Genomic DNA, 22,902 nt, shown 5'->3' with positions numbered 1-22,902 from the left:
TTCCGTTTTGCCTCCCTCAGCGGATCACCGGGATGCCGGCCGCGGCAAGGATCCGCGGGTAGTAGCGGTGCACGTACTCCTTCACCATTCTCTTCGCCGAGAAGGCCGGGGCATTGCTCCGTATCGCCTCTTTCATCGTCTTCACCCAGCCGTGCGGGACGGCGTGGAGGTCGGTCGCGTAGTAGAGGGGGATCACCTCTTTTTCCAGAATATCGTAGATAGCGTTCGCATCGGCCGCGTCCCTGTCGCCCTCGACGACCTCGCCGCCGAAAGCCCAGCCGTTCCTCCCGTTATAGCCCTCAGGCCACCAGCCGTCCAGGACCGAGAGGCTCGGGATGCCGTTCATCGCCGCCTTCATCCCCGAGGTCCCGCTCGCCTCCCAGGGCGGCAGCGGGTTGTTGAGCCAGAGGTCGACGCCGTGGACGAGGTACTGGGCGAAACGCTCGCCATAGTCCTCGACGAAGGCGATCTTCCCCCCGAACATGCCGGAACTGGCATACCCGTAGACCTTTTTGAGAAGGTGCTGCCCCTCGATGTCGTCGGGATGGGCCTTGCCGGCGAAGATGACCTGGACCGGGTACCAGGGGTTGTTCACGATCTTCTTCAGTCTCTCGATGTCGTGGAAGATCAGGTCGGCCCTCTTGTAGGTGGAGAAGCGGCGGGCAAAGCCGATGGTGAAGATCATCGGGTCGAGGAAGACGCCCTCGGCGACGATGTTCTCCGGGGTGTCCGAACCGTCGGCCCATGCCCGCCGCTTCATCTCCCTGATCCTGTTGAAGAGCTTCGTCTTGAGCCAGAGGTGAAGGTGCCAGAGTTCTCCGTCCGGGATCTCGTTGATCAGTTCCCAGACGACCGGGTTGTCATGCTCCATCTGCCAGTACGGGCAGACGGCCCCGATGTACCGGTCGAAGAGCGCCTCCATCCTGGGGTTGAGCCAGGTGGGAAGGTGGACGCCGTTCGTGATCGCGTCGATCGGCACCCTCTCAGGCGGCAGGCCGGGCCAGAGGGGCTGCCACATCTGCCGCGTCACCTCGCCGTGCTTTTTCGAGACGGCGTTGTGGTAGGCGGAGAGGCGCATCGCGCAGGCCGTCATGTTGAAACCGGCGCCGGGGTCGTCGGGCCGTGCGCCGAGGGCAAGGAAGTCTTCCCGCGAGATCCCGAGGCAGCGGTAGTAGGTCTGGAAATAACGGTCGATCATCTCGTACGGGAAGATGTCGTGGCCCGCGGCGACCGGGGTGTGGGTGGTGAAGACGCTCGTGCCGCGCACCTGTTCGAGCGCCTCCTCGAAGCCCGTCCCCTGTCCGACCCTCTCCCGCACCCTCTCGACAAGGGCGAAGGCGGGGTGACCTTCGTTGAGATGGACGCCGGTGTAATGGACGCCGAGGTACGAGAGGACTTTTCTCCCGCCGATACCGAGCACGATCTCCTGGAGGAGGCGCTGTTCCCTGTCGCCTGCATAGAGACGGTGGGAGATGGAACGGTGTTCGGGACTGTTCTCCCCGATGTCGGTGTCGAGGAGGTAGAGAGGCACCCTTCCTACCTGCACCTTCCAGACCGCGACATGGATCGGGGGCTCGATGTGCGGCACCCGCAGGGTGAGGTGCCCTCCCGAGGGGTCGAGCACCCGGGTGATCGGGGCGCTGTCCCGGTCGAGTCTCTCCTCGATATTCACCTGCGAGCCGTCGGGGGCGATGTGCTGGTGGAGATAGCCGGACGAATACATGAAGCCGACGGCGACCAGGGGGACGCCGAGGTCGGAGCACTCCTTGAGGTGGTCGCCGGCGAGGAAGCCGAGGCCTCCGGCATAGAAGGGGAGGGAGTGGTGGAGGCCGTACTCCGCGGAGAAGTAGGCGATGGTGACGGGACGCGCCGCGGGGTACTGCTCGGTGAACCAGGTGTTTTTCCGCCCCATATACTCCTGGTAGCGCTCCATGATGATGTCGTAGCGCCGCAGGTATTCCCGCTCCCGCGCCACCCGGCGGAGAAACTCTTCCGGGACCTCGCGGAGCATCCTGACCGGGTTGTGCTGGCTCTCTTTCCAGGCCTGCCCGTTCACCTGCTTGAAGAGGACACGGGCGGCAGGGTGCCAGCTCCACCAGAGGTTGTAGGCGAGGTCGACAAGTCCCGTGATTCGCTCTGGGACGCGGGTGAAGGAGACAGGGTCGGTGATGTCCATGATCCGGGCGATAGATCGGGAGAGGGGTATATAATGGTGTGGGATGGCGTTTCCCCCTGTCCTGCACGGGTGGTGAAAAACCGATAGGTGGTGGCCTGTTCACTTTTTTGAGATTCAATAATGTATAAAATGCCTGTGTTGGATCCACGATTCAGAGAAAACTATATAAGTTATAGTTGTATTTATTCACGAGGACTGCCGGTCCGGGAAACGACCCGGACCGGGAGGTGAGGATTATGCAATATGTGCTGACCACAATTATCGTACTCATTGCTGTGACCTGCACGGTCACCGGCATGGCAATCACCGCTACCTTCCCCGATTATTTTCTGGCCAGGGAGGGCGGTAGCGGTGTGGCCTTTCCTGACCCGGGTCCGAACGCCGTCTTCCAGACGGTGATGGCCTGCCACGGCATCGACTGCGGCGCGGAGGCGCTCGCCGCTGCACCAGACAACCTGACTGTACCGGAAAAAATGGCCATGGCGGCAAGGTCGTGCGGCCTTTCCGCGCGGGTGGAAGCGGGCCTCTCCCTCGCCGACCTGGGGGCGGTCGTCTCCGAGAACGGGCCTGTGGTCGCCGCTCTCGATGGGGGGAGGTACGCCGTGGTCACTGGCGTTGGCGGCGGGAATGTCACCCTTGAATCGGGGGTATCTCTCAGCGCCGCGGATTTCGAGGCCCTCTGGGCAGGCGGAGAGTGTCTTGTCATCGGCGGCCCGGCCGCCTCTTAAGTCTCTTTTTTTCCGAGCCAGGCCGTGATGTCGGCGGCAACATCGTCCCTGATCTCGTAGTTGACTGTCCGTCCTGTCTTCTCCTGCTGGACGATGTGGTCTTCTACCAGCCTCTTCATGTGCCAGCTGACGGCCGGGGCCGAGACCCCGACGGCGTCGGCGATCTCCTGCCGGGACGAGGCGTGACCCCGGAGCAGTTCGCCGAGGATCGCGCGGGTGGTCTCGTTTCTCAGGTGCCGCAGGACGGTCTGCTGGGCCGCGGTGTAGGTGCCGCTGTTTTCGTAGAAGTGGAGGTGGCCCCCGTCATTGAGGGTGGTGATCGTGTGGTTCTCCTGCAGGACGCCGAGGTGGTAACGGAGCGTGCTCATCGGTGTGTCTGTGGCCGCGGAGAGGGCGCGGAGGTGGATGCCGGGCATCTTCCTGATGCTGTCGAAGATGTCCGACCTGACGGAATTGTCCAGAAGTTCCTCGCGGTTCAGACGGCGGCACCTGAGGGATATCCATGTCCAGAACCCGGTGAATGCCTCCAGGGGGAGGGTGCAGAGTTCGATGAGGAGGATCCAGAGCGGGAGTTCGAGGAAAGAGATCTCGCGGGGTGTGATGGGGAGACCTGACGGCGGGTTTAGATAACCGGGGTCTACCGTGTACCCGGCCGAAACCGCCCTGACCAGGGCGAAAGCGAGGAGCAGGAGCAGGGTCTGGCGTCTCATCTCTCTTCACTCAAGGTAGGTCTGGATGGTGGCGTTTTCCCGTGAGGCGGCGAGGGGAGCGGTCATCTTGAAGGTCCAGGCGCCGGTCCCGACGCCGCCGTCCCGGGATAAGCGGAGGAAGATCCGGTCGTCCTCCTTCCCGTCGCTCCCGTCCCTGAAGGTGCCGAGGATGCCGCCGGGGTGATAGACGGTGAGGGCATGGTCGCCGTCGCCCTCCCATCTCATATCGACCCAGAGGGTCTTCTCCGGATCGGGGACGTCCAGACTGTAGTAACGGGAGAGGGAGAGGATGGGAATGGCGGGTTGCGTGGGTGCGGCGTTTTTCACTGCGGCAGCGCTGTAGAGTCGAGGCGCCGCGCCGCAGACCTCCTCTGTCGCGTCGACGGTGGTGGCAGAGTGGACAGTGATATAGTTGGCGGCGGGGAGAGTGTCGTTCCTGACTTTGACCACTAAAATACTCTCCTTATTCGAGTAGACGGCGGAGGCGGAATTGATGGTGATATAGTCAACGGCAGGGGATGTGCCGTTCCTGACGTCGACGGTGGCATTCACCCCGGCATCCCCGCCACCGCCCGTCCCGAATGCCGTTTCGGTGGTGATCAGGCCGGTGATGGTATACATGTTGGATTCCGGGGTGTCGTAGGTGATGGCGATCACGTCGTCGGGCGGCGCGACCGGCACGATCTCGATGTTGGCCGTTTCCATCCGTACCCCCGTCACGGTAACGGTAACGTCTTCGGCCGTCGCCCCCGCACCTGACGCAAGGAGAAGGGCAAGCAGGAGTGCGAGCGCCGCCGTCGTGATCCACCTGTCCATGGGTATGATCTGGACGTCCCTCTGTCTTAAAGGATCTGGCACAACTGTTTACGGGTTCTCCGTCTTTGATCTGACGCGTAGACGATTGTGCCATAACGACTTTTATATCCCCCGTCCCATGCATCTTCATCATCCGGAAAACGGACGGAAAAACTATGATACGATGTGAACATCTGACCAAGGTCTATAATGACGTGCCTGCCGTCGACGACCTCACCCTTGAGATCCCTGAGGGCGAGGTCTTCGGGCTCCTCGGGCCGAACGGCGCGGGGAAGAGCACGACGATCCTGATGGTGATCGGCCTGATCGAGCCGACCTCGGGGGCGTGCTATATCGACGGGACGGAGGTGGCCACCAACCCGATCGAGGTGAAGAAGAAGATCGGGTACATGCCCGAGGACGTGGGCTTCTACGCGACCCTCAGTGCGGAAGAAAACCTGGACTATTCGGCGAAGCTCTATGGCATGGATGCTGCGACGCGGCGGACGCGTATCCCCGACCTCCTCTCCCTGGTGGGCCTGGACGGCGTGACGAAGGTCGTCGGGGGGTACTCGAAGGGTATGCGGCAGCGTCTCGGTATCGCAAAGGCCCTGATCAACGAACCGAAGGCCGTGATCCTGGACGAACCGACGGCGAACCTTGACCCTCAGGGCGTCGCCGACTACCGGCGGATCATCCGTGAGACGGCCGAGAACGGGACGACGGTGCTCGTCTCCTCGCATATCCTCTCCGAGGTGAGCAAGGTCTGCACGTCCGCCGGCATCCTTGCGCACGGGAGACTCGTCGCCTCGGGTCGGTGGGAAGACCTCGCCCGCGCCGGCGGCGAGAGCGGCCACGTGATCATCCGGGTCGAGACGAAGGCGCCGATGCCCGAGTTCTCCCACCCGTCCCTCATCTCCGCGGAGTACGCGGACGGCCACCATGCGGCGCGGCTCGTTGCGGAGACCGACATCAGCGACGATATCGCCGCGGCCGTCGGTCCCGCAGGGATCCGGCGCCTTGAACGCGACGAACCAGACATCGAGGACGTCTTCCTCTCTTACTATCACGAGGAGGCGACGTCATGAGATCGGCAGGACTGAAGGTGATCGCAGGGAAGGAGTTCCGCGACCACCTGCAGAGCAGGAAGTTCCACCTCATCTTCGGGGTCTTCCTGGTCATCGCGGTCATCGGCCTCATCGGCGGGGCTGTCGAGTACCAGAAACAGCTTGACGACTACAACAAGAACCAGGCCGCGGTCTCGGACGACGAGTTCGAGTCGCATTCGTACTTCTCCTGGAAACCGACGATCCTCTCGGCCTTCAACGAGATGACCACCCTGATGACGACGATCGGCGTGATCCTCGGGATCGCGATGGGCTTTGACCTGATCACGCGGGAGAAAGAGAGCAAGTCCCTGAAGATCCTCCTCTCGCACCCGATCTACCGGGACGAGGTGATCAACGGGAAGGCCCTCGGCGGCGTGGCGGCGATTGCCCTGGCGATGGGGATCGTGCTCGTCATCTCCCTGGCGATCATGCTTCTCTTCGGGATCGTCCCGAACTTCGAGGAGACGGTGCGGATGTTCCTCTTCGGAGCGCTCTCGTTCCTGCTCGTCTTCTCGTTCTTCGCGATCGCCCTCTTCATGTCGACGGTCGCGAAGGACAGCGGGAGCGCGATCATCTACACCCTGATCATCATGATCGTGCTCTCGTCCCTCCTCCCGATCTTCACGTACGGGTCGGTATACACGGCGGTCTTCGGCCAGCCCCCCGATCCCCCGGAAACCTCCTCCATGATACGGTATGGTGGAGGAGGCGTGTACGTATCGTCGGCGGTGGCGATCGATGTTGAGGGCGTGAAGAGCGACCCGGAGGTCGACGAGGCCTGGCAGGAGTACGAGGAGAAGTCGCGGGCCTACTGGGAGCAGAGGCAGGCGGTCAACGATGCCGTCTCTCTCCTCTCGCCGACGAGCAACTACCAGAGACTGGCCCTTGCCGTGACCAACCCGCAAATGGCGCAGATGATGAAGAACAGTTACGACCCGATATCTGCCGACGATGAGATACCGCAGGACGGGTTCTCCGCGCTCTTCGCCCTCCTCGGCGACATGGCAAAGAACATCGCCGCGCTGATCATCACGCCCGCCCTCTTCTTCGGGCTTGCGTGGGTGCGGTTCATGCGGGAGGACGTGAGATGAGCGCTGGAACACGGGTTCCCGCCCTCCTCCTTGCTCTCCTGATGCTCGCCGCAACGGTTCTGCCTGTGGCGGCGGCGGACGGGGCGGCGTCCGGGACGGTCTCGGTCACCTGTGACTTCCCCGGTCAGGTTGTCGAGGCCGGGGAGACAGCGACTTTCTCCCTCACCGCGGCGAACAACGGGGCCGCGGCGACGAGCGGCGATCAGATCAAACTGTGGACCGAGAACTTTGTCGGGAGCAGGAACTGGGAGATGCGTTTTGTCGACGGCAAGACCGAGGTGAACCGTGTCTCCATCCCGCCAGGCGGGTCGAAGACCGTCACCCTTGAGGTGGAGACGGCGGCGGACACGCCTGTCGGCGACTACCCGGTAAAGGTGCATATCGGCGACGGCTCGATCTGGCTCCATGTGAGCATCTCGAAGACGCACACCGGCGAACTCGGCACTCTTAACCTCCTGGTGACGGACAAGGGCGGGGAGAAGGTGAAGGGTGCGACGATCGAGGTCTACCGCGGGAATGAACACGAGGCCTTCGACAGGGTGATGACGACGGCCGACGGCCGGATCAGTACCGGTCTCCCCCAGGACGTCTACCGCCTGGTCGTCACGAAACCGGGCTTCCTTTCTGTCGAGAAGAAGGACGTGAAGGTGAAGTGCGGGATCACGGTCGACGCCGGCACGGTAATGCTGGACAAGTCCTCGTACGCGGCCGAGGTGACGGTGAAGTCCTCCTTGATCACGACGCCGGCAGGAAGGAACCCGACCTTCGAGATGAAGCTGCGGAATGTCGGGAAGGCCGACGACACCTACCGTCTCTCGACTGACGGTCTCCCCGAGGGCTGGTATGCCAGGTACAAGGAGAGCGCCGCGGATACGAGCGACATCTCGGAGATCCTGGTCCCTGCCGGAGAGGATAAGTCCCTCTTCCTGGAGGCGATCCCGCCGTACGGCACGAAGGTCGGCGACTATTCCTTCAATGCTGTCATCGAGTCTTCGTCCGACTCCTATACCGAGGACCTGACGGCGAAGATCAGCGGGAGTTATGAGATGAGGCTCTCCGCGGACAGGTACCGCTATGAGGCGAACATGGGTGAGACCCTCGAATTCGACGCCTCGGTGCGGAACATCGGCAATGCCGGTGCCCTGACCGGGATCCACTTCGAGGTGAGCGCGCCGCAGGGCTGGAAGGCGACGGTGACGCCGACGAATATCACGAGTCTCCAGCCGGGCGAGTCGAAGAAGGTGAACGTCAAGGTGGTGCCGCCGCCGAATATCGTCGCCTCCGAGTACAAGGTGACGCTGAAGGCGGTCTCGGACCAGGGCGAGCAGAGCGACGACTTCAGGATCGTCGTGAAGGAGCAGTCCTTTGCCGCGATCCTGGGTCTTCTCATGCTCGCCGGCATCGCGGGCGGGGTCTGGTACTACTTCAGAAAGTACCAGCGCCGTTGATCTTTCTCCTCCTCTTTTTTTTGTGTCAGCCGTACCTTTCCCGACAGATAGACGTTCTGCACAGAATCGTTTTATAAAAGGGGCGCCATGGATCTCCACAATCCAAAAAAAAGGACTGGGAAGCCATGATACGATGCGAACATCTGACGAAGGTCTATAATGACGTGCCTGCCGTCGACGATCTCTGCCTCGATATCCCCGAGGGCGAGGTCTTCGGGCTCCTCGGGCCGAACGGCGCGGGGAAGAGCACGACGATCCTGATGGTGATCGGCCTGATCGAGCCGACCTCGGGGGCGTGCTATATCGACGGGACGGAGGTGGCCACCAACCCGATCGAGGTGAAGAAGAAGATCGGGTACATGCCCGAGGACGTGGGCTTCTACGCGACCCTCACCGCGGAGGAGAACCTGGACTACTCGGCGAAACTGTACGGCATGGACGCTGCAACCCGGCGGAAACGTATCCCCGACCTCCTTTCGCTCGTGGGCCTCGAGGGCGTGACGAAGGTCGTGGGGGGGTACTCGAAGGGTATGCGGCAGCGTCTCGGGATCGCGAAGGCCCTGATCAACGAACCGAAGGCCGTGATCCTGGACGAACCGACGGCGAACCTTGACCCTCAGGGCGTCGCCGACTACCGGCGGATCATCCGGGAGGTCGCCGAGAACGGGACGACGGTGCTCGTCTCCTCCCACATCCTCTCCGAGGTGAGCAAGGTCTGCACGTCCGCCGGCATCCTTGCGCACGGGAGACTCGTCGCCTCGGGTCGGTGGGAAGACCTCGCCCGCGCTGGCGGCGAGAGCGGCCACGTGATCATCCGGGTCGAGACGAAGGCGCCGATGCCCGAGTTCTCCCACCCATCTCTCATCTCCGCGGAGTATGCGGACGGCCACCATGCGGCGCGGCTCGTTGCGGAGACAGACATCTGCGACGCCATCGCCGAGGCCGCCGGTCCCGCGGGGATCCGGCGCCTTGAGCGCGACGAACCCGACATCGAGGACGTCTTCCTCTCGTACTATCACGAGGAGGCGACCTCGTGAGGGCCGGCGTCCTCGGGACGATCGCCGGGAAGGAGTTCCGTGACCATGTGAGGAGCAGGAGGTTCCACCTCTTTCTCGGCGTCATGCTCGTGATCGTCGTTGCCGGGATGGTCACGGGGGCGGCCCAGTACAGCGCGGACCTTGCGGCGTATGCAGAGACGCAGGCGGTGGTGTCGGGCGAGTCGGGCCCGTCCGCGGGTGGACCGAGTGTGCTGTCGTTTTTTTCCGGGATGTTCATGAGCACGGCGCAGGTGGGTGTTTTTCTCGGGATCGCGATGGGCTTCGACCTGATCACGCGGGAGAAGGAGAGCAAGTCCCTGAAGATCCTCCTCTCCCACCCGGTCTACCGGGACGAGGTGGTCACGGGGAAGGCCCTTGGCGGCGTGGCGGCGATCGCCCTTGCGATGGGGGTCGTGCTCCTCCTCTCCCTTGCGGTCCTGCTCGTCTTCGGGATCGTCCCCGGTCCCGACGAGGCCCTGCGTATCTGTGCCGCGGCTCTCATCTCCTTTGTCCTGGTCGTCTCTTTCTTCGTGCTCGCCCTCTTCTTCTCGACGGTGGCGGAGACGAGCGGTGGCGCTCTGGTCTCCTCTTTCCTCGTCTTCATCATCGTCGCGGAGGTCGTCCCGGTCCTTACCGTCGGTGCAGGGTCTTCCCTCCTCACCGGGCCGCCCCCCTCCCCGCCGGCAGAGTCCGGGGATCTCGTGTCCGACGAGGAGATGGTGGCGTATGAGGAGGCGTCGCGTGCCTCCACGGAACGGGTGCGTCTGGTCAGGGACGCCGGCGTCCTCCTCTCCCCGCAGACCAACTGCAAGGGGATCCTGGGGGCTGTGACCACGCCGGGCGTTCCGGTTCCTCCTGACTTCGCCCGGAACATCGTTGCCTTCGCGGTCTTCCCGGCAGCTTTCTTCGGGCTTGCATGGGTGCGTTTCCTGCGGGAGGATATCAGATGAGGACCGAAGGCATGCGGGTCATCGCCGCGAAGGAGTTCCGCGACCATATGGGGAGCAGGCGTTTTCTCGGCATCTTTGCGGTCATGCTCCTCCTCGCCGCGGTGGGGATGGTCTCGGGTGTCGGCCTGTACCAGGCAGCACTGGAAAAATACACCGCGGCGCAGACGACTGTTTCCGGGGATGTCGGCGACTCTTCCGGGCAGGGGACGTCGTCTGCCCCCGCGGTGATGTGGCTCTTCCACGCCGTCGGCTACCCTTCGGTGACGCTCTGGGCGTTCCTGGGGGTTGCGATGGGTTTCGACCTGATCACGCGGGAGAAGGAGAGTCGGTCCCTGAAGGTCCTCCTCTCGCACCCGATCTACCGGGACGAGGTGATCAGCGGGAAGGCCCTCGGCGGTGCGGCGGCGATCGCCGTCGGTGTCGTGGTCATGCTCCTCCTCTGCGTTTCTGTCCTCCTCCTCTCCGGGATCGTCCTCCGTCCCGACGAGGTGGTGAGGGTCGCTCTCTTCGGTCTCTTCTCCTATCTCCTGATCCTCTCCTTCTTCCTGATCGCCCTCTTCTTCTCGACGGTTGCGGAGACGAGCGGTGGCGCCCTTGTCTCCTCCCTCTTCGTCCTCGCCGTTCTCCTGGTCCTCCTCCCTCTTGTCGTCAACAACCCGCTGGTGATCTCCGCGGCTGTGGGTGACCCGCCCGAGAACCCCGACTGGGTGTTCGAGAGCGGGCTGTCTGACGAGGAGATCCGGGCTGTCCTCGATGAGTATGACCGGAAGAACGACGCCTATTATGACGGGCGGATGGCCTTCATGAGCACGGCGATGATCGCCTCTCCTTCCTGGAACTACCTGGAGGTGATGGCGGCGGTGACGATCCCGTCCGATATGACGGATGACCTTTCTGACGAGGAGGCGGAGGGTCTGGGTGCGGTCTTCGGCATCCTCGCCGGGTGTGCCGACCACCTCATCGCCCTGCTCGTCGTGCCCGCCCTCTTCTTCGGGCTTGCGTGGGTGCGGTTCCTGCGTGCGGATGTCAGGTGACGGCCCGGCCGCCACCTCTTTCGTGCCCGGCGGCCCACATTTCTCCTTCACTATGGCGTGGTCGAAAGAGCGGAAGTTCGCCCTCCTCGCGGGGCTTTATATCGCGGCGTTGGTCGCCGCAAATCTCGTCGGGAACAAGGTGGCGGTGATCGGGGGGGTCGTGGTCTCGGTGGCGATCTTCTCGTACCCGGTCACTTTTCTCGTGACCGATATCGTGGCGGAGGTGTACGGGAAGGAGAGGTCGGCGGATCTGGTCGCGGCGGGGGTGCTCTCCCTGCTGTTCATCCTGGCGCTGACGGCACTCTCGGTCGCCCTGCCGCCGGCGGAGAGGTTCACGTACAACGGGGCGTACACCGATGTCTTCGGGATGTCCTGGCGGATCATCCTGGCAAGTCTGATCTGTTTTGCGGCGAGCCAGACGCACGACCTCTGGGCCTTCCACTTCTGGAAGGAGAAGACGCACGGGCGGCACCTCTGGTTGCGGAACAACCTCTCGACGATGGCGAGCCAGCTCATCGACTCGGCGGCGTTCATGTTCATCGCCTTCTACGGTGCGGCGCCGGGGTACACCGTCCCGTTCATCGTCTCCCTGATCATCCCGTACTGGCTGGTGAAGGTGGCGGTGGCGGCCTGCGACACCCCCTTCTGCTATCTCGGGGTGTGGTGGCTGCAGGGCGGGAAGGAGAGCGGGGCCGGTCGGTGATCGCCCCCGGGAATCGTGGCCTCCGGTCTCGATAGCGGGGGAGGTGGCTGATCACTGTCCCGCGCCGGGGGACTACGCCCCCGATCACTCGAAAACCTACGGTTTTCTCGAACTCGCTGACGCTCGTTCCCCGCTCAGGATAGGATGGGGATGGCAATCTCTCTCCCCGTGATCTCATCCGCCCTTTCCCGGTTCTATCGTAGATCGGCGGTGTGTCCGGGTCAGATCCGCCCGGATCTGCCCCCGATCCGGGGATCGCACCCCCCATTCGGGGCCGTACCGGGGAGATCCGGCGATCCCGGCATATCGGGGCCTGTGGGAGAAATGGGGCGAAATCCGTCAGGACTCGACGCCCTCCTGCCGCCTGTATGATCGCGGGTAATGCCATCCCCTCTCCCGGTCCCCCCGGTGCCGTTGGGGTGGAGGGATAGGGGGCGGATATTGCCCTGATGCTCGTATGCCGCCCAGGATGGCCGGGGATACGGCGCTCTCCCTCCCCGCGAGACCCTGTTTTCCTCCCAATCGGGTGGTGTCCCGGCGAGGTGCTTCCGGGTCAGATCTACCCGCATCTGCCTCCGATCCGGGGATCGCACCCCCTATCCGGGGCCGTACCGGGGAGATCCGGGGATCCCGGCATACCGGGGTTTGTGGGAGAAACAGGGCAAAATCCGGCAGGACTCAACGCCCTCCTGCCGCCGGTATGAGCGCGGGTAATGCCCCCCCTCTCCCGGTCCCCCCGGTGCCGGGTATGGGGAGGGATAGGGGGCGGATATTGGCTGGATTCTGGATCTGTGGGTTTCTGGGACGGCGGTTGAACGGCACTCTTCTCCGGGGGGCTGCCGCCCCCCGGTCCCCCCACATTAGGATAAGCAGGGGATGGTTATCTCCCCCTTCGGATATCCTGTTCACACTTCCCCCGTCCTATCCTGGATCGGGGGTCCGGAGGAACGACCGGAGGGAGTCGAGAAGACGAAGTCTTCGCTGGTAGCCCCCCGGCACAGGTTGCGGGGAAGTCAATCGCGTCCGGTCTCCCCGCGTCCTCTTCACAGAACTCCATCGCGGCGCTCCCGCTCTCTCATCACACCATCTCACTCACCCGCTCCCGCAGTACCTTAACAGCTCAGGCGAAGACCTGCCAGAGCCCGATCTGCCAGAGATTATTCGCGAAGGAGAGCATGTACACCGCGGCGGCGCCGCCGATGCAGTACGTCCCGCTGCCCGCGACGAGAGTGTCGGCGCGGCGGCAGAGGAGGAGGACGAGCACGGCGAAGGAAGCTTTCAGGAGCGCGTGCAACGCGGGGCAGAAGACGATGCCGGCCATCACGGGGTTCGCCTCCTGTCCCCCGTTGTCGAGGGCGTAAGTGGTCGTCGCCACGTCGGCGGCGAGGAGAAGGACGAGGAGGAGAAAGAGAAGGCGCGAGGCGCGGGTGGAAAAAAGGGGGGACATGGGAAGTTACAGATTCTTCTGGAGGAGGACCTTCTCTTCGCCGTCGGCGAACTTGCCGGTGACGAGGAGAGTGCCTTTCGTTTTGCTTACTGTGATCACGTCGCCGACAGAGAAGGTCTTAGTGGTACCCTTGGGTTTAAGATAGTCGGTATCAATTGCATCTCCTGTTTCTTTGTTTAATTTCATATTTCCCGGGCTAATAACTTCTCCATCTACTTTGATCTTCAACTGCGTCAGTGCGGAGAGATCTTTACCACTCTGCAGTACGATCGTCGTGACCGAACTATTCGTCGTGGCGGTGAGGTAAGCCTCCTTTGACCCGCTCATGTCGTCGGTCATGCCGAAGACGAAGACTCCCACGATCGCCGCCAGGATGACCGTGATGGCGACCATCAGGATGACGCCGATGACCGGCGACACCGCTTCTTCATGCTCATATCCGAATTTCATCGATTGATACCTCCTCTTGTGAGGATGATCGCAATTTATTGTTATAGTATATATGTTTTCTTCATTTGCGCGGTATGTGTCGGTGCAAAGAGTGATATTTAAAATGTTTCATACGCCATTCGTGCGTTCTATGGCTATTGATGCATCGCGGACACATGGCGGGATGTGCCGGTCTTCCGGGGGAAAACGGCACAATTTTATAGTGGTGTGCGCTGAAGGCGGAACGCGATATAAACATTTTTCATGGGCGCGGGAAAAAAGGGATCGCCTGAAGAGAAAAATCGTGAAAAGAGCGGCGCGGGTGGGTGTATGCCGGGAGACGGTCAGGGCATTGCCCGTCTCCGGCAGAAATAGACCAGTTTCACGCAGACAAGGATCCGAAAATCCTTCCCCCGCACCCGGGTGAACACGGCCGGGCCGGGGATATCAGAATGTATAACGTGCCCTGTATTTATTATAAGCTGTTTTGTGCCGATAAAAAAAGAAAAGGGAGTTTCTTAAACCTCCTTTACCCATAAAAACCGATTAAATTCGAATAAATCGCTTTCAGGCCGCGTTTGCCGCAGTGTAGGCGTCGTACATCGAGTACAGCCAGACCAGAATGTAGAAGGGGATGCCGATCACGAAGGCCGAGAGACCGCCGAAGACGACCGCGAGCACGAAGAGCACGAGCGCCTTCATCATCTGGCCCGTGTAGAACTGGCCGAGGCCGGGGATGAAGAAGGAAAGGATCACTGCAAGAAGTGGCGATGCCATAGAGTGCGTTTCACCGCGGAGGAGAAAAAGCACCCTCCCCGGCCAAAAGTTACAACTACTCGGGCGTGAGATCGCCATACCGGGACAATGCCGCCTGTCATCGTCGCGGAAAGGCTGGAAAAAAATTTCGGGAACGTCAGGGCCGTGCGGGGGATCAGCTTCACCGTCGAAGAAGGCGAGGCCTTCGGCTTCCTCGGCCCGAACGGCGCCGGCAAGACCACCACCATGCGGATGGTCCAGTGCGTCTCGCCGCGGACAGGCGGCAAACTCCAGGTCTTCGGCATGGACCCGGCCGTCGACGCCCGCGAGATCAAAGCCCGCCTCGGCGTCGTCCCGCAGGAGAACAACCTCGACCCCGACCTCACCGGCGCCGAAAACCTCCTCGCCTACGCACGCTACTTCGGCATCCCCCGGCAGACCGCCGAGGAGAGAGTCGCCCGCCTCCTCGCCTTCGTCCAGGTGGAGGGGAAGAAAGACGTCGTCATCGAGAACCTCTCCGGCGGCATGCGCCGCCGCCTCATCCTCGCCCGCGCCCTCGTCAACGACCCCGACATCCTCATCCTGGACGAACCCACCACCGGCCTCGACCCCCAGGCCCGCCACCTCATCTGGGAAAGACTCCGCGCCCTCCAGAGAGAGGGCACGACCCTCGTCCTCACCACCCACGCCATGGACGAGGCCGAACACCTCTGCGACCGCCTGGTCATCATGGACCACGGCCAGGTCCTCGTCGAAGGCTCGCCGAAAGACCTGATCAGGACGACGATCGGCCGACACATCATCGAAGTCGGGGCCGACGAGACCGTCATCGCCTGCCTCAGGAGCCGCGGCATTCCGTACGAGACCGCCGGCAGCCTCCTCCACGTCCCCACAGACCGGCCGAACGAAGTGACCCGCGCCCTCCTCGACGCCTGCGGCGCCATCACCCTCACCACCCGGCCCGCCACCCTCGAAGACGTCTTTTTAAAACTCACCGGGAGGACACTCCGCGAATGACCCTCCCCGGCATGCGCGCCTGGACAGTCTGGCGCCGGAACCTCGACGTCTTCGTGAAGACCTGGAAGGTGAACCTCCTCGTCCCCGCCCTCGAACCCGTCCTCTACCTCCTCGCCCTCGGCTTCGGCGTCGGCTACTACATCGCCGAAGTCGACGGCGTCCCGTACATCCGCTTCATCGCCCCGGCCCTCGTCGCCGTCTCCGTCATGAACGCCTCCTTCTTCGAGTGCACCTACGGCTCGTACGTGCGCATGTACTACCAGAAAACCTTCGACGCCGTCATCGCCACCCCCGTCTCCCTCGAAGAGGTGATCGCCGGCGAGATCCTCTGGGGCGCGACGAGAAGCGTCATCTCCGCCTCCCTCATCCTCCCCGTCCTCGTCCTCTTCGGCGTCGCCGACCTCCCCTCCTCCCTCCTCCTCGTCCCCTTCGCCTTCCCCGCCGGCCTCCTCTTCGCCTCCATCGGCATGTGCTTCACCGCCGTCATCCCGAACATCGAGTCGATCAACTACCCGGCCTTCCTCTTCATCACCCCCATGTTCCTCTTCTCCGGCACCTTCTTCCCCCTCTCCCTCCTCCCCGCACCCCTCCAGGCCCTCGCCCTCGCCGCCCTCCCCCTCACCCACGTCGTCAATGTCTGCCGCGCCCTCACCCTTGCCGCGGGCCTCGACCTCCTCCTCCTCGGCCTGATCTGGATCGCCGCCGTCACCCCCGTTGCCTTCCTCCTCGCCCTCAGGATGATGAAAAAGCGGCTCGTCCGCTAACACCCGCGGCCGCACCAGCGCGGAGAGATTATCGGGAAACCCCAACAACACTCTGCAATGCAGACCGCCGAAACATCCCCCTCCGACGGCATCGGTTTCTCAAAAGCACGCTTCGAGGCGCTGACCGACGAGATCTTCGCGTTTGCCATGACCCTTCTCGTCGTCGGCATGGCCGTCCCGGCCGCGACGACGGCCACCACCTCCGCCGGCGTCACCTGGAGCACGGCGGTCTATCTCCTCATCCCGCCCCTGCTCTGGGCCCTCAGGCGGATCTGAAAAAAAGGACTCGCCCTCACCGCTCACGCGGCGGGACAAGGTTCATGCCGGCCACCGCCTTCGGCACGTCCGAAGGCCAGATAAAGACCCGGTTGTACGGCGGCACCCGGTGGTACTCCTGCGGGTAAAAGATCTCGCCGTTCGTCATGTCGGCGCAGTACCTGCTGATCCAGGCCCCCCTCTCCGACGACGAGAGGCGCTTGCCGGCAAGAACCTTCGCCGTGATATCGTAGAGGCGCACGCACATCCTGAACTCGTACCCGGTCAGGGCCATCGGGTCGGCCCACGCCCCCCTCTGCGCCCTGTACGCCTCCTCGGCCGCATCCCTGATCATCATCAGGTCGGCATGGCGCGGCAGGCTCGGGTAGATCGCGAAGATCGCCGCCCACCCCGACGCCACCATCATCAGGTTGAAGGTCGCCCTCTCGGCCCGCGTCATCGTCTCCCTCTCCTTCGCGGTGTAGTTCGGCGCCATATACGCGAGCAACCGCCCGTACTGGTCGAAAGGCCGGTCCGCAACCCGCAGGAACACGTCCCTCTTCGACCCGTTCGGCCGCGTCAACTTCTCTGCAAGGAGCTGCTTGAAATAACGGGCCGCCTCCATCCCCTGGTCCTCCTGGAGAGTCCCGGCCGAACCCGTGGCAAGCTTCGGCCTGAGATGCTCCCCCAGGCTGTGTTCGACCGCCGCCTCCCCGTCCTGGATCCAGTCGGCCAGTTGCGCCAGATCGGCGTCGTGCCGCGACGGCGGCGTATTGACAGGATAGTGCACCTCGGGCGTGTCGATGGAGAGCATCCTGATCGACATCGAGATATACGGACTGTCCCCGTCGCTTACCCGCAGGTATTTCTTTTTGCCCAGGGTATCGAGCTCGATCCCCTGGGGGTCCCAGAATATGGCAACATTCTGCATCGTCTCTCCCCCAGCCGCACCCGGCGGCGCCGGGAACGGCACCACGCCATGGGCGGGAGGGGATATATGGGTTGTTATGGGGAGGAGGGGAACACCTCCTCGTCCTCCTCCCGCCATGCAGGGTCGACGACCGCGAGGATGACAAGATCGCCCGGCCCGGTGTTCTCGATCCACTGAACCGCGCCCGGCGGGATGTAGACGGCCTGCCCCTCGCAGACCTCCGCCTTTTCATCGCCGATGTGCATCTCGCCCCTGCCCGCGAGGATATAATACGTCTCCGACGAGGTCTTCAGGCGGTGGGGAAGCGATGCCTCACCCGGACCGAGGAAGGCATGGGCGATAGAACAGCGGTTTGTGCAGGCCGGTTCGTCCTTCGGGTGCAGGAGTTCGCGGAGATGGGTTTTGTCGCCGGCCGTGAAGACAGGCGTGGTCCTGATGTCCCTGATCAGCATGGAGAAAAGATAGGCGGCCGGGAAAAAAGAACGTCATCCCCTGAGAAACCGCCCCTCCATCCAGCGGGCCAGGAAAGGGTCGGCGACCCTGTAACCCCCGCCCTCCTCCTCCGCGATCCCTCTTTCGAGAATCCTGCGGAGGGCCGACTGGACGCTCGCCGGGCTTGCAAAGCCCCGGGTGCGGGCGAACTCGCCGGAGAAGAGGTCGTCCTCGCCCTGCGCCACCGCGAGGAGGACCCTGCGCTGGTTCGCGGTGAGAGCGTCCCAGATCGCAAGGTATGACCCTTCCAGGTCCGCGATCACCTCGCGGATCGCCGCCTCCACATCCGCCGGTCCCGCCGAGCCGCGGATGCGCCCCCTGTACCACACCTCGAAGGCGAGGCGCTGGGTATAATGGGGATGGCACCCTGTCGCCGCCAGGAGCGCCTCCACCGTTCCGTCGAGGAGGGCGATGCCAGCGCCGGCAAAGGCCTCCCCGATATACGCCGCGAACGCCCCGGCCGGGATCTCGTGGAGGGTCATGTGAGCGCCGAAGTTGTAGAATGGGCTCTCCTGCGACCGGAAGATCCACTCCATCATGTGCCTCTTCGAGCCGATGAAGACATAGGCAACGTGCTGGTGGTGCTGGAAGACCGACCTGAGGGTCTTCAGGAGGTTCTCGAAACCCGCGAGTTCCTGGAACTCGTCGAAGACCACGACCACCCGGCGGCCGCGGTCGACGGCAAGCCTCTCCGGCAGGTCGTAGGCGCCGGAGAGATCCTCCTCGGGCTCGTACTCGACGCCGACCTCGACCTCCGGCGCCGTCTTCACCGTAATCTTTGGCGTGATCCCGGCGAAGAGCCGCTTTATCGCCGCCAGGATCTCCCTCTCCGGGTAATGCGCGAGCACCTTCGCCGAGAGGGCGCGGGCGAGGTCGTGCTCGCTGGTGAAGGCATAACAGTCGAGAAAGATCGGGAGGACACTCCCCCCGAAGCCGTCGATGGCCCTGAGGACGAGGGACGTCTTCCCGTATTTGCGGGGCGAGTAGATGATAAGGCTCCGCCCGTTCTTCAGGTAGTTCCTGACCCGTTCCAGCTCTGCGGTCCTGTCGATGAAGGCCGGACCCCGCACCGGCTGGCCGAAGACAAAGGGGTTCTCATCCATGGTTATTGTGATCTGAATTATTTAGATGTAAATAATCATCCCTCCTCCTCCATGTCCACCACCTCGTCGACGAAGGTGGTGAGCCGGGAGAGGAGCAGGGGGTCGAGCCCCTTCTCCACCGCAAGGAACACCCCGGCAATCCCGGAGATCTTCAGCCTGCTCGTCACGAAATGGATGAACCGCGAGATGTTCGCGGAGGAGAGATAGATGAGCATCGTCGAGACCGAGTCGAAGAGGACGAAGACCTCCTTTCCATCGACCGCCTTGAGGGTCTGGGTGACAGCGATCCCCATATCTGTGAGGTCTTCGGGACTGTTCACGAAGACGGCGTTCTCCACATCCTCGGGCGCCTTCCCGACCGCGTACTTCGTGATCGCATCAACAACGCGGACGCGTGCCAGGTCGATCCCCTCCTGGACATAGAGTTTCCTGAGGACCGGATAGGGCTGGTTGGTGGTGATGATGACCGCGGTCGCGCCCTGCTCCGTGATCTCCCTGACGATCCCGAGGTTGGTCTGCTTCATCGCCGTCGCCGGCGAGAGGACAAGGTAGAGTTTCCGGTCTTCACTCTTTTCAAGGACAAATCTCATAGGGCTTCACCGCGTCAGGAAATCTTTGTACGGTCTGGGGATATCCTGCTCCTCCTCGATCACGCCCTGGTTCAGTTCCCTGAGCGTGGCAAGGACGCTTTCCGCGTGGCTGATCTGGACCTTGAGGAGATCGAGGACGTCCTCCTTCTCCATCTCTCCCGTTTCCGCCGCCATGCAGGCATCCCGCAGATTCTCCTGGACCAGCAGGATCGGCGTCCTGATCCTGAGGGCGACCTCGGAGATGAAGGCGACCATTGTCCTGTGCTTCCTCTCTTTCTCCTCAAGGGCCCGGTCGCGGGACGCGGAGAGGGACCCGATCACGTACGCCACCGCGACGAACATCACCGCCCGCACCACCGCCGCCGGGTCCACCGCACCGACAGAGAGGGCCTCGACGGCAATATGGGTGACGCCGAGCAGGGCCGCCACCGCCACCGCCTTCCGGTGGAACCATATCCCGGCAAGGGCGATAGGCAGGTAGAAGATGTGGGTATAGGCGATCGAGACACTCATGCCCAGGTGGACCACCGCTTCGAGGGCCAGGGAGAGAAGCACGAGGGCCGCGACCATCGCCGCTCTGATATATCTCCTTCCCGAGTCGGGTGTCGCCGTCATCATATCGTCTCTCCTCTGCCTGATTTCGTTGAAATTCGGCGACATTTCATATAAACATATGCAAATAATGCACTTTATTTTCAGGCCTCAGATCTCTTTTCCCTCCGTTTCATCGGCTCTGGCCCGTGAATTCCCGCATTCCCGCGGGTAATGATCGGCCTGTCTCCTCTCTCCTCACCGTCACGGTTTTCTTTTTCCAAATGGGGCGAATGTCGTTAAAATCATCCCGATTCCTCGAAACGCATGGATTTGCCCGACCAGAAGGGAATAGTAGAAATATCACAAATTCCAATCTTTGTGTCCGATGAAAAGTAGTATCGGGAGGGTCCTCGGGGTCCTTGTATTTCTGACCCTTGTGTTCGCTCCCATCGACGACACGCTGATCCCGACAGCGGCCAGATATGTCGCCGCTGTCACCCTCCTGATGATCATCTGGTGGATCACGGAAGCGATCCCCCTGGAGGCGACGGCACTTCTGCCCGTGGTGCTCTTTCCCCTTCTCGGCGTCCTCAGCGCCAAAGAGGCGACGGCCCCGTACGCCGACAAGGTCATCTTCCTCTTTCTCGGCGGGTTCATCATCGCCATGTCCATGCAGCGCTGGGGCCTCCACCGGCGTATCGCCTTAAACATCATCAACGTCGTCGGGACAAGCCCGCGACGGCTCATCCTGGGGTTCATGATCGCCACGGCCTTCCTCTCGATGTGGATCTCCAACACCGCCACCGCGATGATGATGATCCCGATCGCGATCGCGATCATCGCCACCATCATCCCCAATGCCAGTGCCACCCTGAAGAACATGACCGAGGAGCAGCACGACTTCTGCGAGGCCCTCGTCATCTCCATCGCCTATGCCGCCAGCATCGGCGGTATCGGCACCCTCATCGGCACGCCGGCGAACGGCATCTTCGTCGCCCAGATGAAGACCCTCTTCCCTGCGGCCCCTACCATCGACTTCTTCTCCTGGATGAAGTTCGGCGTGCCCCTGGTCGCCATCTTCATCCCCATCACCTGGCTCTGGCTCAGTTACGGATCGTACCGCCACCTGCCCTCGAAGATCGCCCATGCGAGGGAGATCATCGACCACCAGATCGAGGGTATCGGGCCGATGACGAAGGGGGAGAAGTGGACGCTGGCCGTCTTCGTACTTGTCGCCCTTGCCTGGATCTTCGAGAAGACCAAGGACATCGGCGGCTTCGTGATCCCCGGCCTCGACATCATCTTCCCGGCCATCGACGACTCGACGGTCGCCATCGCCGGCGCCCTCCTCCTCTTCCTCCTCCCGGTGGACAGGAAGAAGGGGATCTTCACGATGGACTGGGAATGGGCGGTGAAGATCCCGTGGGGCATCCTCCTCCTCTTCGGCGGCGGCCTCTGTCTCTCGACCGCCTTCATCAAGAGCGGCCTTGCAAAGGTCATCGTCGACCAGATCGCGATCTTCGGCGCTCTCCCCATCGTCCTCCTCGTCCTCCTGGTGGCCATCGGCATCTCCCTCCTCACCGAGGTGACCTCGAACACGGCCGTCGCCTCTCTGATGATGCCGATCATGGCCGTCACCGCCGTCTCCATGAACATCCACCCGTACATGCTCATGCTCACCGCGGCTGTCTGCACCTCCATGGCCTTCATGCTCCCGGTGGCGACCCCGCCCAATGCCGTCGCCTACGCCTCCGGCTACATCGACATGAAAGACCTGATGCGCTCGGGCTGGGTGCTCAATTTCGCCGGGGTCACCCTCTGGACGCTCTTCCTCTTCACGGTCGTGATGTGGGCGCTTGGCTTCACCCCGGCCCTCCCCGACTGGGCGACGATGCCGGTCAGATGAGGACGACGTCCGCGGCCGCCTTCACCACCACCTCTTTTTTCCCCTGATAGGTCTGGACCGTCCCCGCGACCTGCACCCTGTCGCCCTTCGCAAGGGCGACCCCCTGTGCCGCCGACGCCGGGATGAAGACCTGCGTCCCGTTCACTTCTGCGATGAGATGGCCGCCGGAGAGCTCGCGCACATCCCCGACAGTACCGGTGAGGAGGACAAAGCTGCCATCGCCGGCGTCAGGTGTCCAGGGCGCGGCAAAGGCCGCGCCCCCCGCCGCGGCGAGGGCGGCGTGCAATCCGAGGAGGAGTGCCGATAGTCCGAAAAGAATAATGAAAGCCTTTATTTCCGGAGATACAAGCATGATGTAATATTCTCATGCTTTTTATATATGGGCCGATACGTTCATATGTTAACGGTGTTAACTATTGATCATGCACCCGACCACCCTCCCGCCTTCCTCCAGGAAGGTCCTGATCATCCTGGAGGACGGCGGTTCGATGACGCACAAGGACCTCGTCCGCTCCTCCAGCCTTGCCCCGAGGACTGTCAGGTATGCTCTGAAGCGACTGAAGGACAACAACCTCATCATCGAGAAGTTCAACTTCAAGGACGCCCGCCAGATCATCTACCAGTACAAACCCCAGCAGGCCGCGGAAGCCGTCTGAGCACAGCACGAGTCTCTCTTTTTCGCCCCGGCGAATCGCTCGCTCTCCGTTCGAGCGGAAGCCGTACTCTTCTGTCTGAACTCGCAGTTCGTTACCGAAAGCCGAAGGCTTTCTCGACTCCCTCCGGTCGTCTCGCCAATTCGGATAAGGCCGGGTAAGAGAGAACAGGAAATCATGGGGAGAGAAATTGCCGTATCCCTGCCTATCTTGACACGGGGACCGGGGGCATGCCCCCCGGAAA

Annotated in this window: 25 protein-coding genes; 13 read left to right on the top strand and 12 right to left on the bottom strand. The window is 62.6% G+C overall.

Annotated features, from left to right (window positions below; all coding sequences use genetic code 11):
* Positions 1 to 16 precede the first annotated feature (16 nt).
* Positions 17 to 2,176 carry an alpha-glucan family phosphorylase gene (glgP, locus tag MEFOE_RS01250; protein WP_067047159.1) on the bottom strand — a complete coding sequence of 720 codons (2,160 nt, stop codon included), beginning with the start codon at positions 2,174 to 2,176 and terminating at the stop codon, positions 17 to 19.
* Positions 2,177 to 2,412: 236 nt separating this feature from the next.
* On the opposite strand from glgP, the gene MEFOE_RS01245 reads away from it, so the two are divergent.
* Positions 2,413 to 2,904: a hypothetical protein gene (locus tag MEFOE_RS01245; protein WP_153015824.1), complete on the top strand. Its 492-nt coding sequence runs from the start codon at positions 2,413 to 2,415 to the stop codon at positions 2,902 to 2,904.
* On the opposite strand, the gene MEFOE_RS01240 is transcribed toward MEFOE_RS01245, so the two are convergent.
* Together MEFOE_RS01240 and MEFOE_RS01235 are read right to left on the bottom strand one after the other, a co-directional pair.
* Positions 2,901 to 3,614 carry a winged helix-turn-helix transcriptional regulator gene (locus tag MEFOE_RS01240; protein ID WP_067047152.1) on the bottom strand — a complete coding sequence of 238 codons (714 nt, stop codon included), beginning with the start codon at positions 3,612 to 3,614 and terminating at the stop codon, positions 2,901 to 2,903. The two genes, MEFOE_RS01245 and MEFOE_RS01240, sit on opposite strands and share 4 nt — an antisense overlap.
* Positions 3,615 to 3,620: 6 nt before the next feature.
* Positions 3,621 to 4,430: a hypothetical protein gene (locus MEFOE_RS01235; protein WP_067047149.1), complete on the bottom strand. Its 810-nt coding sequence runs from the start codon at positions 4,428 to 4,430 to the stop codon at positions 3,621 to 3,623.
* Positions 4,431 to 4,585: 155 nt separating this feature from the next.
* Here MEFOE_RS01235 and MEFOE_RS01230 point away from each other — a divergent pair, with 155 nt between their 5' ends.
* From MEFOE_RS01230 to MEFOE_RS01200, 7 genes are all read left to right on the top strand, one after another.
* Positions 4,586 to 5,497 carry an ABC transporter ATP-binding protein gene (locus MEFOE_RS01230; protein WP_067047146.1) on the top strand — a complete coding sequence of 304 codons (912 nt, stop codon included), beginning with the start codon at positions 4,586 to 4,588 and terminating at the stop codon, positions 5,495 to 5,497.
* A complete protein-coding gene (locus MEFOE_RS01225; RefSeq protein ID WP_067047143.1) occupies positions 5,494 to 6,609 on the top strand; it encodes an ABC transporter permease in 1,116 nt (371 codons plus the stop codon). Before MEFOE_RS01230 ends, MEFOE_RS01225 begins: the two co-directional genes overlap by 4 nt.
* On the top strand, positions 6,606 to 8,057 hold the full coding sequence (locus tag MEFOE_RS01220) for an NEW3 domain-containing protein (protein ID WP_067047140.1): 1,452 nt from the start codon (positions 6,606 to 6,608) through the stop codon (positions 8,055 to 8,057). The genes MEFOE_RS01225 and MEFOE_RS01220 overlap by 4 nt, the downstream gene beginning before the upstream one ends.
* Positions 8,058 to 8,182: 125 nt before the next feature.
* Positions 8,183 to 9,094 carry an ABC transporter ATP-binding protein gene (locus MEFOE_RS01215; protein ID WP_067047137.1) on the top strand — a complete coding sequence of 304 codons (912 nt, stop codon included), beginning with the start codon at positions 8,183 to 8,185 and terminating at the stop codon, positions 9,092 to 9,094.
* A complete protein-coding gene (locus MEFOE_RS01210) occupies positions 9,091 to 10,044 on the top strand; it encodes an ABC transporter permease (RefSeq protein WP_067047134.1) in 954 nt (317 codons plus the stop codon). Before MEFOE_RS01215 ends, MEFOE_RS01210 begins: the two co-directional genes overlap by 4 nt.
* Complete coding sequence (locus MEFOE_RS01205) at positions 10,041 to 11,078, top strand: ABC transporter permease (protein WP_067047131.1); 1,038 nt, start codon at positions 10,041 to 10,043, stop codon at positions 11,076 to 11,078. The genes MEFOE_RS01210 and MEFOE_RS01205 overlap by 4 nt, the downstream gene beginning before the upstream one ends.
* Before the next feature lie 52 nt (positions 11,079 to 11,130).
* On the top strand, positions 11,131 to 11,781 hold the full coding sequence (locus MEFOE_RS01200; protein ID WP_201785162.1) for a queuosine precursor transporter: 651 nt from the start codon (positions 11,131 to 11,133) through the stop codon (positions 11,779 to 11,781).
* A gap of 1,120 nt (positions 11,782 to 12,901) precedes the next feature.
* On the opposite strand, the gene MEFOE_RS01195 is transcribed toward MEFOE_RS01200, so the two are convergent.
* The 3 genes from MEFOE_RS01195 to MEFOE_RS01185 all read right to left on the bottom strand — a co-directional run bounded on the left by MEFOE_RS01195 (position 12,902) and on the right by MEFOE_RS01185 (position 14,434).
* On the bottom strand, positions 12,902 to 13,228 hold the full coding sequence (locus MEFOE_RS01195; RefSeq protein WP_067047128.1) for a DUF5658 family protein: 327 nt from the start codon (positions 13,226 to 13,228) through the stop codon (positions 12,902 to 12,904).
* A gap of 6 nt (positions 13,229 to 13,234) precedes the next feature.
* Positions 13,235 to 13,678 carry a type IV pilin gene (locus tag MEFOE_RS01190; protein ID WP_067047125.1) on the bottom strand — a complete coding sequence of 148 codons (444 nt, stop codon included), beginning with the start codon at positions 13,676 to 13,678 and terminating at the stop codon, positions 13,235 to 13,237.
* Between the two features lie 546 nt (positions 13,679 to 14,224).
* Positions 14,225 to 14,434, bottom strand: coding sequence for a DUF5683 domain-containing protein (locus MEFOE_RS01185; protein ID WP_067047122.1), 210 nt, complete (start codon positions 14,432 to 14,434; stop codon positions 14,225 to 14,227).
* An 87-nt stretch (positions 14,435 to 14,521) separates the two neighbouring features.
* Here MEFOE_RS01185 and MEFOE_RS01180 point away from each other — a divergent pair, with 87 nt between their 5' ends.
* Genes MEFOE_RS01180 through MEFOE_RS01170 form a run of 3 tightly spaced genes read left to right on the top strand, consistent with a single transcriptional unit; the run spans position 14,522 to position 16,470 of the window.
* Positions 14,522 to 15,430, top strand: a complete 909-nt coding sequence (locus MEFOE_RS01180; protein ID WP_067047119.1) for an ABC transporter ATP-binding protein — start codon at positions 14,522 to 14,524, stop codon at positions 15,428 to 15,430.
* Complete coding sequence (locus MEFOE_RS01175) at positions 15,427 to 16,194, top strand: ABC transporter permease (RefSeq protein ID WP_067047117.1); 768 nt, start codon at positions 15,427 to 15,429, stop codon at positions 16,192 to 16,194. Before MEFOE_RS01180 ends, MEFOE_RS01175 begins: the two co-directional genes overlap by 4 nt.
* Before the next feature lie 57 nt (positions 16,195 to 16,251).
* Positions 16,252 to 16,470 carry a TMEM175 family protein gene (locus MEFOE_RS01170; protein WP_067047113.1) on the top strand — a complete coding sequence of 73 codons (219 nt, stop codon included), beginning with the start codon at positions 16,252 to 16,254 and terminating at the stop codon, positions 16,468 to 16,470.
* Positions 16,471 to 16,486: 16 nt separating this feature from the next.
* Here the strand turns inward: MEFOE_RS01170 and MEFOE_RS01165 are convergent, their stop codons facing one another.
* The 5 genes from MEFOE_RS01165 to MEFOE_RS01145 are packed head-to-tail and all read right to left on the bottom strand — an operon-like array spanning position 16,487 to position 20,183.
* Positions 16,487 to 17,425 (bottom strand): thermonuclease family protein, encoded by a 939-nt coding sequence (locus MEFOE_RS01165; protein WP_067047111.1) that lies wholly within the window; start codon positions 17,423 to 17,425, stop codon positions 16,487 to 16,489.
* A gap of 29 nt (positions 17,426 to 17,454) precedes the next feature.
* Complete coding sequence (locus MEFOE_RS01160) at positions 17,455 to 17,832, bottom strand: cupin domain-containing protein (protein WP_067047108.1); 378 nt, start codon at positions 17,830 to 17,832, stop codon at positions 17,455 to 17,457.
* 33 nt (positions 17,833 to 17,865) lie between these two features.
* Positions 17,866 to 18,975: an AAA family ATPase gene (locus MEFOE_RS01155; RefSeq protein ID WP_067047105.1), complete on the bottom strand. Its 1,110-nt coding sequence runs from the start codon at positions 18,973 to 18,975 to the stop codon at positions 17,866 to 17,868.
* A 35-nt stretch (positions 18,976 to 19,010) separates the two neighbouring features.
* On the bottom strand, positions 19,011 to 19,565 hold the full coding sequence (locus MEFOE_RS01150) for a DUF7504 family protein (RefSeq protein WP_067047103.1): 555 nt from the start codon (positions 19,563 to 19,565) through the stop codon (positions 19,011 to 19,013).
* Positions 19,566 to 19,571: 6 nt separating this feature from the next.
* On the bottom strand, positions 19,572 to 20,183 hold the full coding sequence (locus MEFOE_RS01145; RefSeq protein WP_153015823.1) for a hypothetical protein: 612 nt from the start codon (positions 20,181 to 20,183) through the stop codon (positions 19,572 to 19,574).
* Positions 20,184 to 20,484: 301 nt separating this feature from the next.
* On the opposite strand from MEFOE_RS01145, the gene MEFOE_RS01140 reads away from it, so the two are divergent.
* Positions 20,485 to 22,005, top strand: coding sequence for an SLC13 family permease (locus tag MEFOE_RS01140; protein WP_067047100.1), 1,521 nt, complete (start codon positions 20,485 to 20,487; stop codon positions 22,003 to 22,005).
* On the opposite strand, the gene MEFOE_RS01135 is transcribed toward MEFOE_RS01140, so the two are convergent.
* Positions 21,998 to 22,357, bottom strand: a complete 360-nt coding sequence (locus MEFOE_RS01135; RefSeq protein WP_067047097.1) for a hypothetical protein — start codon at positions 22,355 to 22,357, stop codon at positions 21,998 to 22,000. The two genes, MEFOE_RS01140 and MEFOE_RS01135, sit on opposite strands and share 8 nt — an antisense overlap.
* Before the next feature lie 70 nt (positions 22,358 to 22,427).
* Here MEFOE_RS01135 and MEFOE_RS01130 point away from each other — a divergent pair, with 70 nt between their 5' ends.
* Entirely contained in the window at positions 22,428 to 22,661 is a 234-nt protein-coding gene (locus MEFOE_RS01130; RefSeq protein ID WP_067047094.1) for a winged helix-turn-helix domain-containing protein, read from the top strand.
* Positions 22,662 to 22,902 lie beyond the last annotated feature (241 nt).

Origin of the sequence: Methanofollis ethanolicus (assembly GCF_001571385.1) — an archaeon.
Lineage (GTDB): Archaea > Halobacteriota > Methanomicrobia > Methanomicrobiales > Methanofollaceae > Methanofollis > Methanofollis ethanolicus.
This window is presented reverse-complemented; position numbering and strand designations above follow the sequence as displayed.

Coding starts and splice junctions, on each gene's coding strand:
- MEFOE_RS01145 (WP_153015823.1), bottom strand. CDS start 20,183: ATGATGACGGCGACACCCGACTCGGGAAGGAGATATATCAGAGCGGCG.
- MEFOE_RS01170 (WP_067047113.1), top strand. CDS start 16,252: ATGCAGACCGCCGAAACATCCCCCTCCGACGGCATCGGTTTCTCAAAA.
- MEFOE_RS01240 (WP_067047152.1), bottom strand. CDS start 3,614: ATGAGACGCCAGACCCTGCTCCTGCTCCTCGCTTTCGCCCTGGTCAGG.
- MEFOE_RS01155 (WP_067047105.1), bottom strand. CDS start 18,975: ATGGATGAGAACCCCTTTGTCTTCGGCCAGCCGGTGCGGGGTCCGGCC.
- glgP (WP_067047159.1), bottom strand. CDS start 2,176: ATGGACATCACCGACCCTGTCTCCTTCACCCGCGTCCCAGAGCGAATC.
- MEFOE_RS01220 (WP_067047140.1), top strand. CDS start 6,606: ATGAGCGCTGGAACACGGGTTCCCGCCCTCCTCCTTGCTCTCCTGATG.
- MEFOE_RS01195 (WP_067047128.1), bottom strand. CDS start 13,228: ATGTCCCCCCTTTTTTCCACCCGCGCCTCGCGCCTTCTCTTTCTCCTC.
- MEFOE_RS01135 (WP_067047097.1), bottom strand. CDS start 22,357: ATGCTTGTATCTCCGGAAATAAAGGCTTTCATTATTCTTTTCGGACTA.
- MEFOE_RS01230 (WP_067047146.1), top strand. CDS start 4,586: ATGATACGATGTGAACATCTGACCAAGGTCTATAATGACGTGCCTGCC.
- MEFOE_RS01215 (WP_067047137.1), top strand. CDS start 8,183: ATGATACGATGCGAACATCTGACGAAGGTCTATAATGACGTGCCTGCC.
- MEFOE_RS01160 (WP_067047108.1), bottom strand. CDS start 17,832: ATGCTGATCAGGGACATCAGGACCACGCCTGTCTTCACGGCCGGCGAC.
- MEFOE_RS01180 (WP_067047119.1), top strand. CDS start 14,522: ATGCCGCCTGTCATCGTCGCGGAAAGGCTGGAAAAAAATTTCGGGAAC.
- MEFOE_RS01175 (WP_067047117.1), top strand. CDS start 15,427: ATGACCCTCCCCGGCATGCGCGCCTGGACAGTCTGGCGCCGGAACCTC.
- MEFOE_RS01235 (WP_067047149.1), bottom strand. CDS start 4,430: ATGGACAGGTGGATCACGACGGCGGCGCTCGCACTCCTGCTTGCCCTT.
- MEFOE_RS01190 (WP_067047125.1), bottom strand. CDS start 13,678: ATGAAATTCGGATATGAGCATGAAGAAGCGGTGTCGCCGGTCATCGGC.
- MEFOE_RS01225 (WP_067047143.1), top strand. CDS start 5,494: ATGAGATCGGCAGGACTGAAGGTGATCGCAGGGAAGGAGTTCCGCGAC.
- MEFOE_RS01245 (WP_153015824.1), top strand. CDS start 2,413: ATGCAATATGTGCTGACCACAATTATCGTACTCATTGCTGTGACCTGC.
- MEFOE_RS01150 (WP_067047103.1), bottom strand. CDS start 19,565: ATGAGATTTGTCCTTGAAAAGAGTGAAGACCGGAAACTCTACCTTGTC.
- MEFOE_RS01205 (WP_067047131.1), top strand. CDS start 10,041: ATGAGGACCGAAGGCATGCGGGTCATCGCCGCGAAGGAGTTCCGCGAC.
- MEFOE_RS01140 (WP_067047100.1), top strand. CDS start 20,485: ATGAAAAGTAGTATCGGGAGGGTCCTCGGGGTCCTTGTATTTCTGACC.
- MEFOE_RS01200 (WP_201785162.1), top strand. CDS start 11,131: ATGGCGTGGTCGAAAGAGCGGAAGTTCGCCCTCCTCGCGGGGCTTTAT.
- MEFOE_RS01185 (WP_067047122.1), bottom strand. CDS start 14,434: ATGGCATCGCCACTTCTTGCAGTGATCCTTTCCTTCTTCATCCCCGGC.
- MEFOE_RS01130 (WP_067047094.1), top strand. CDS start 22,428: ATGCACCCGACCACCCTCCCGCCTTCCTCCAGGAAGGTCCTGATCATC.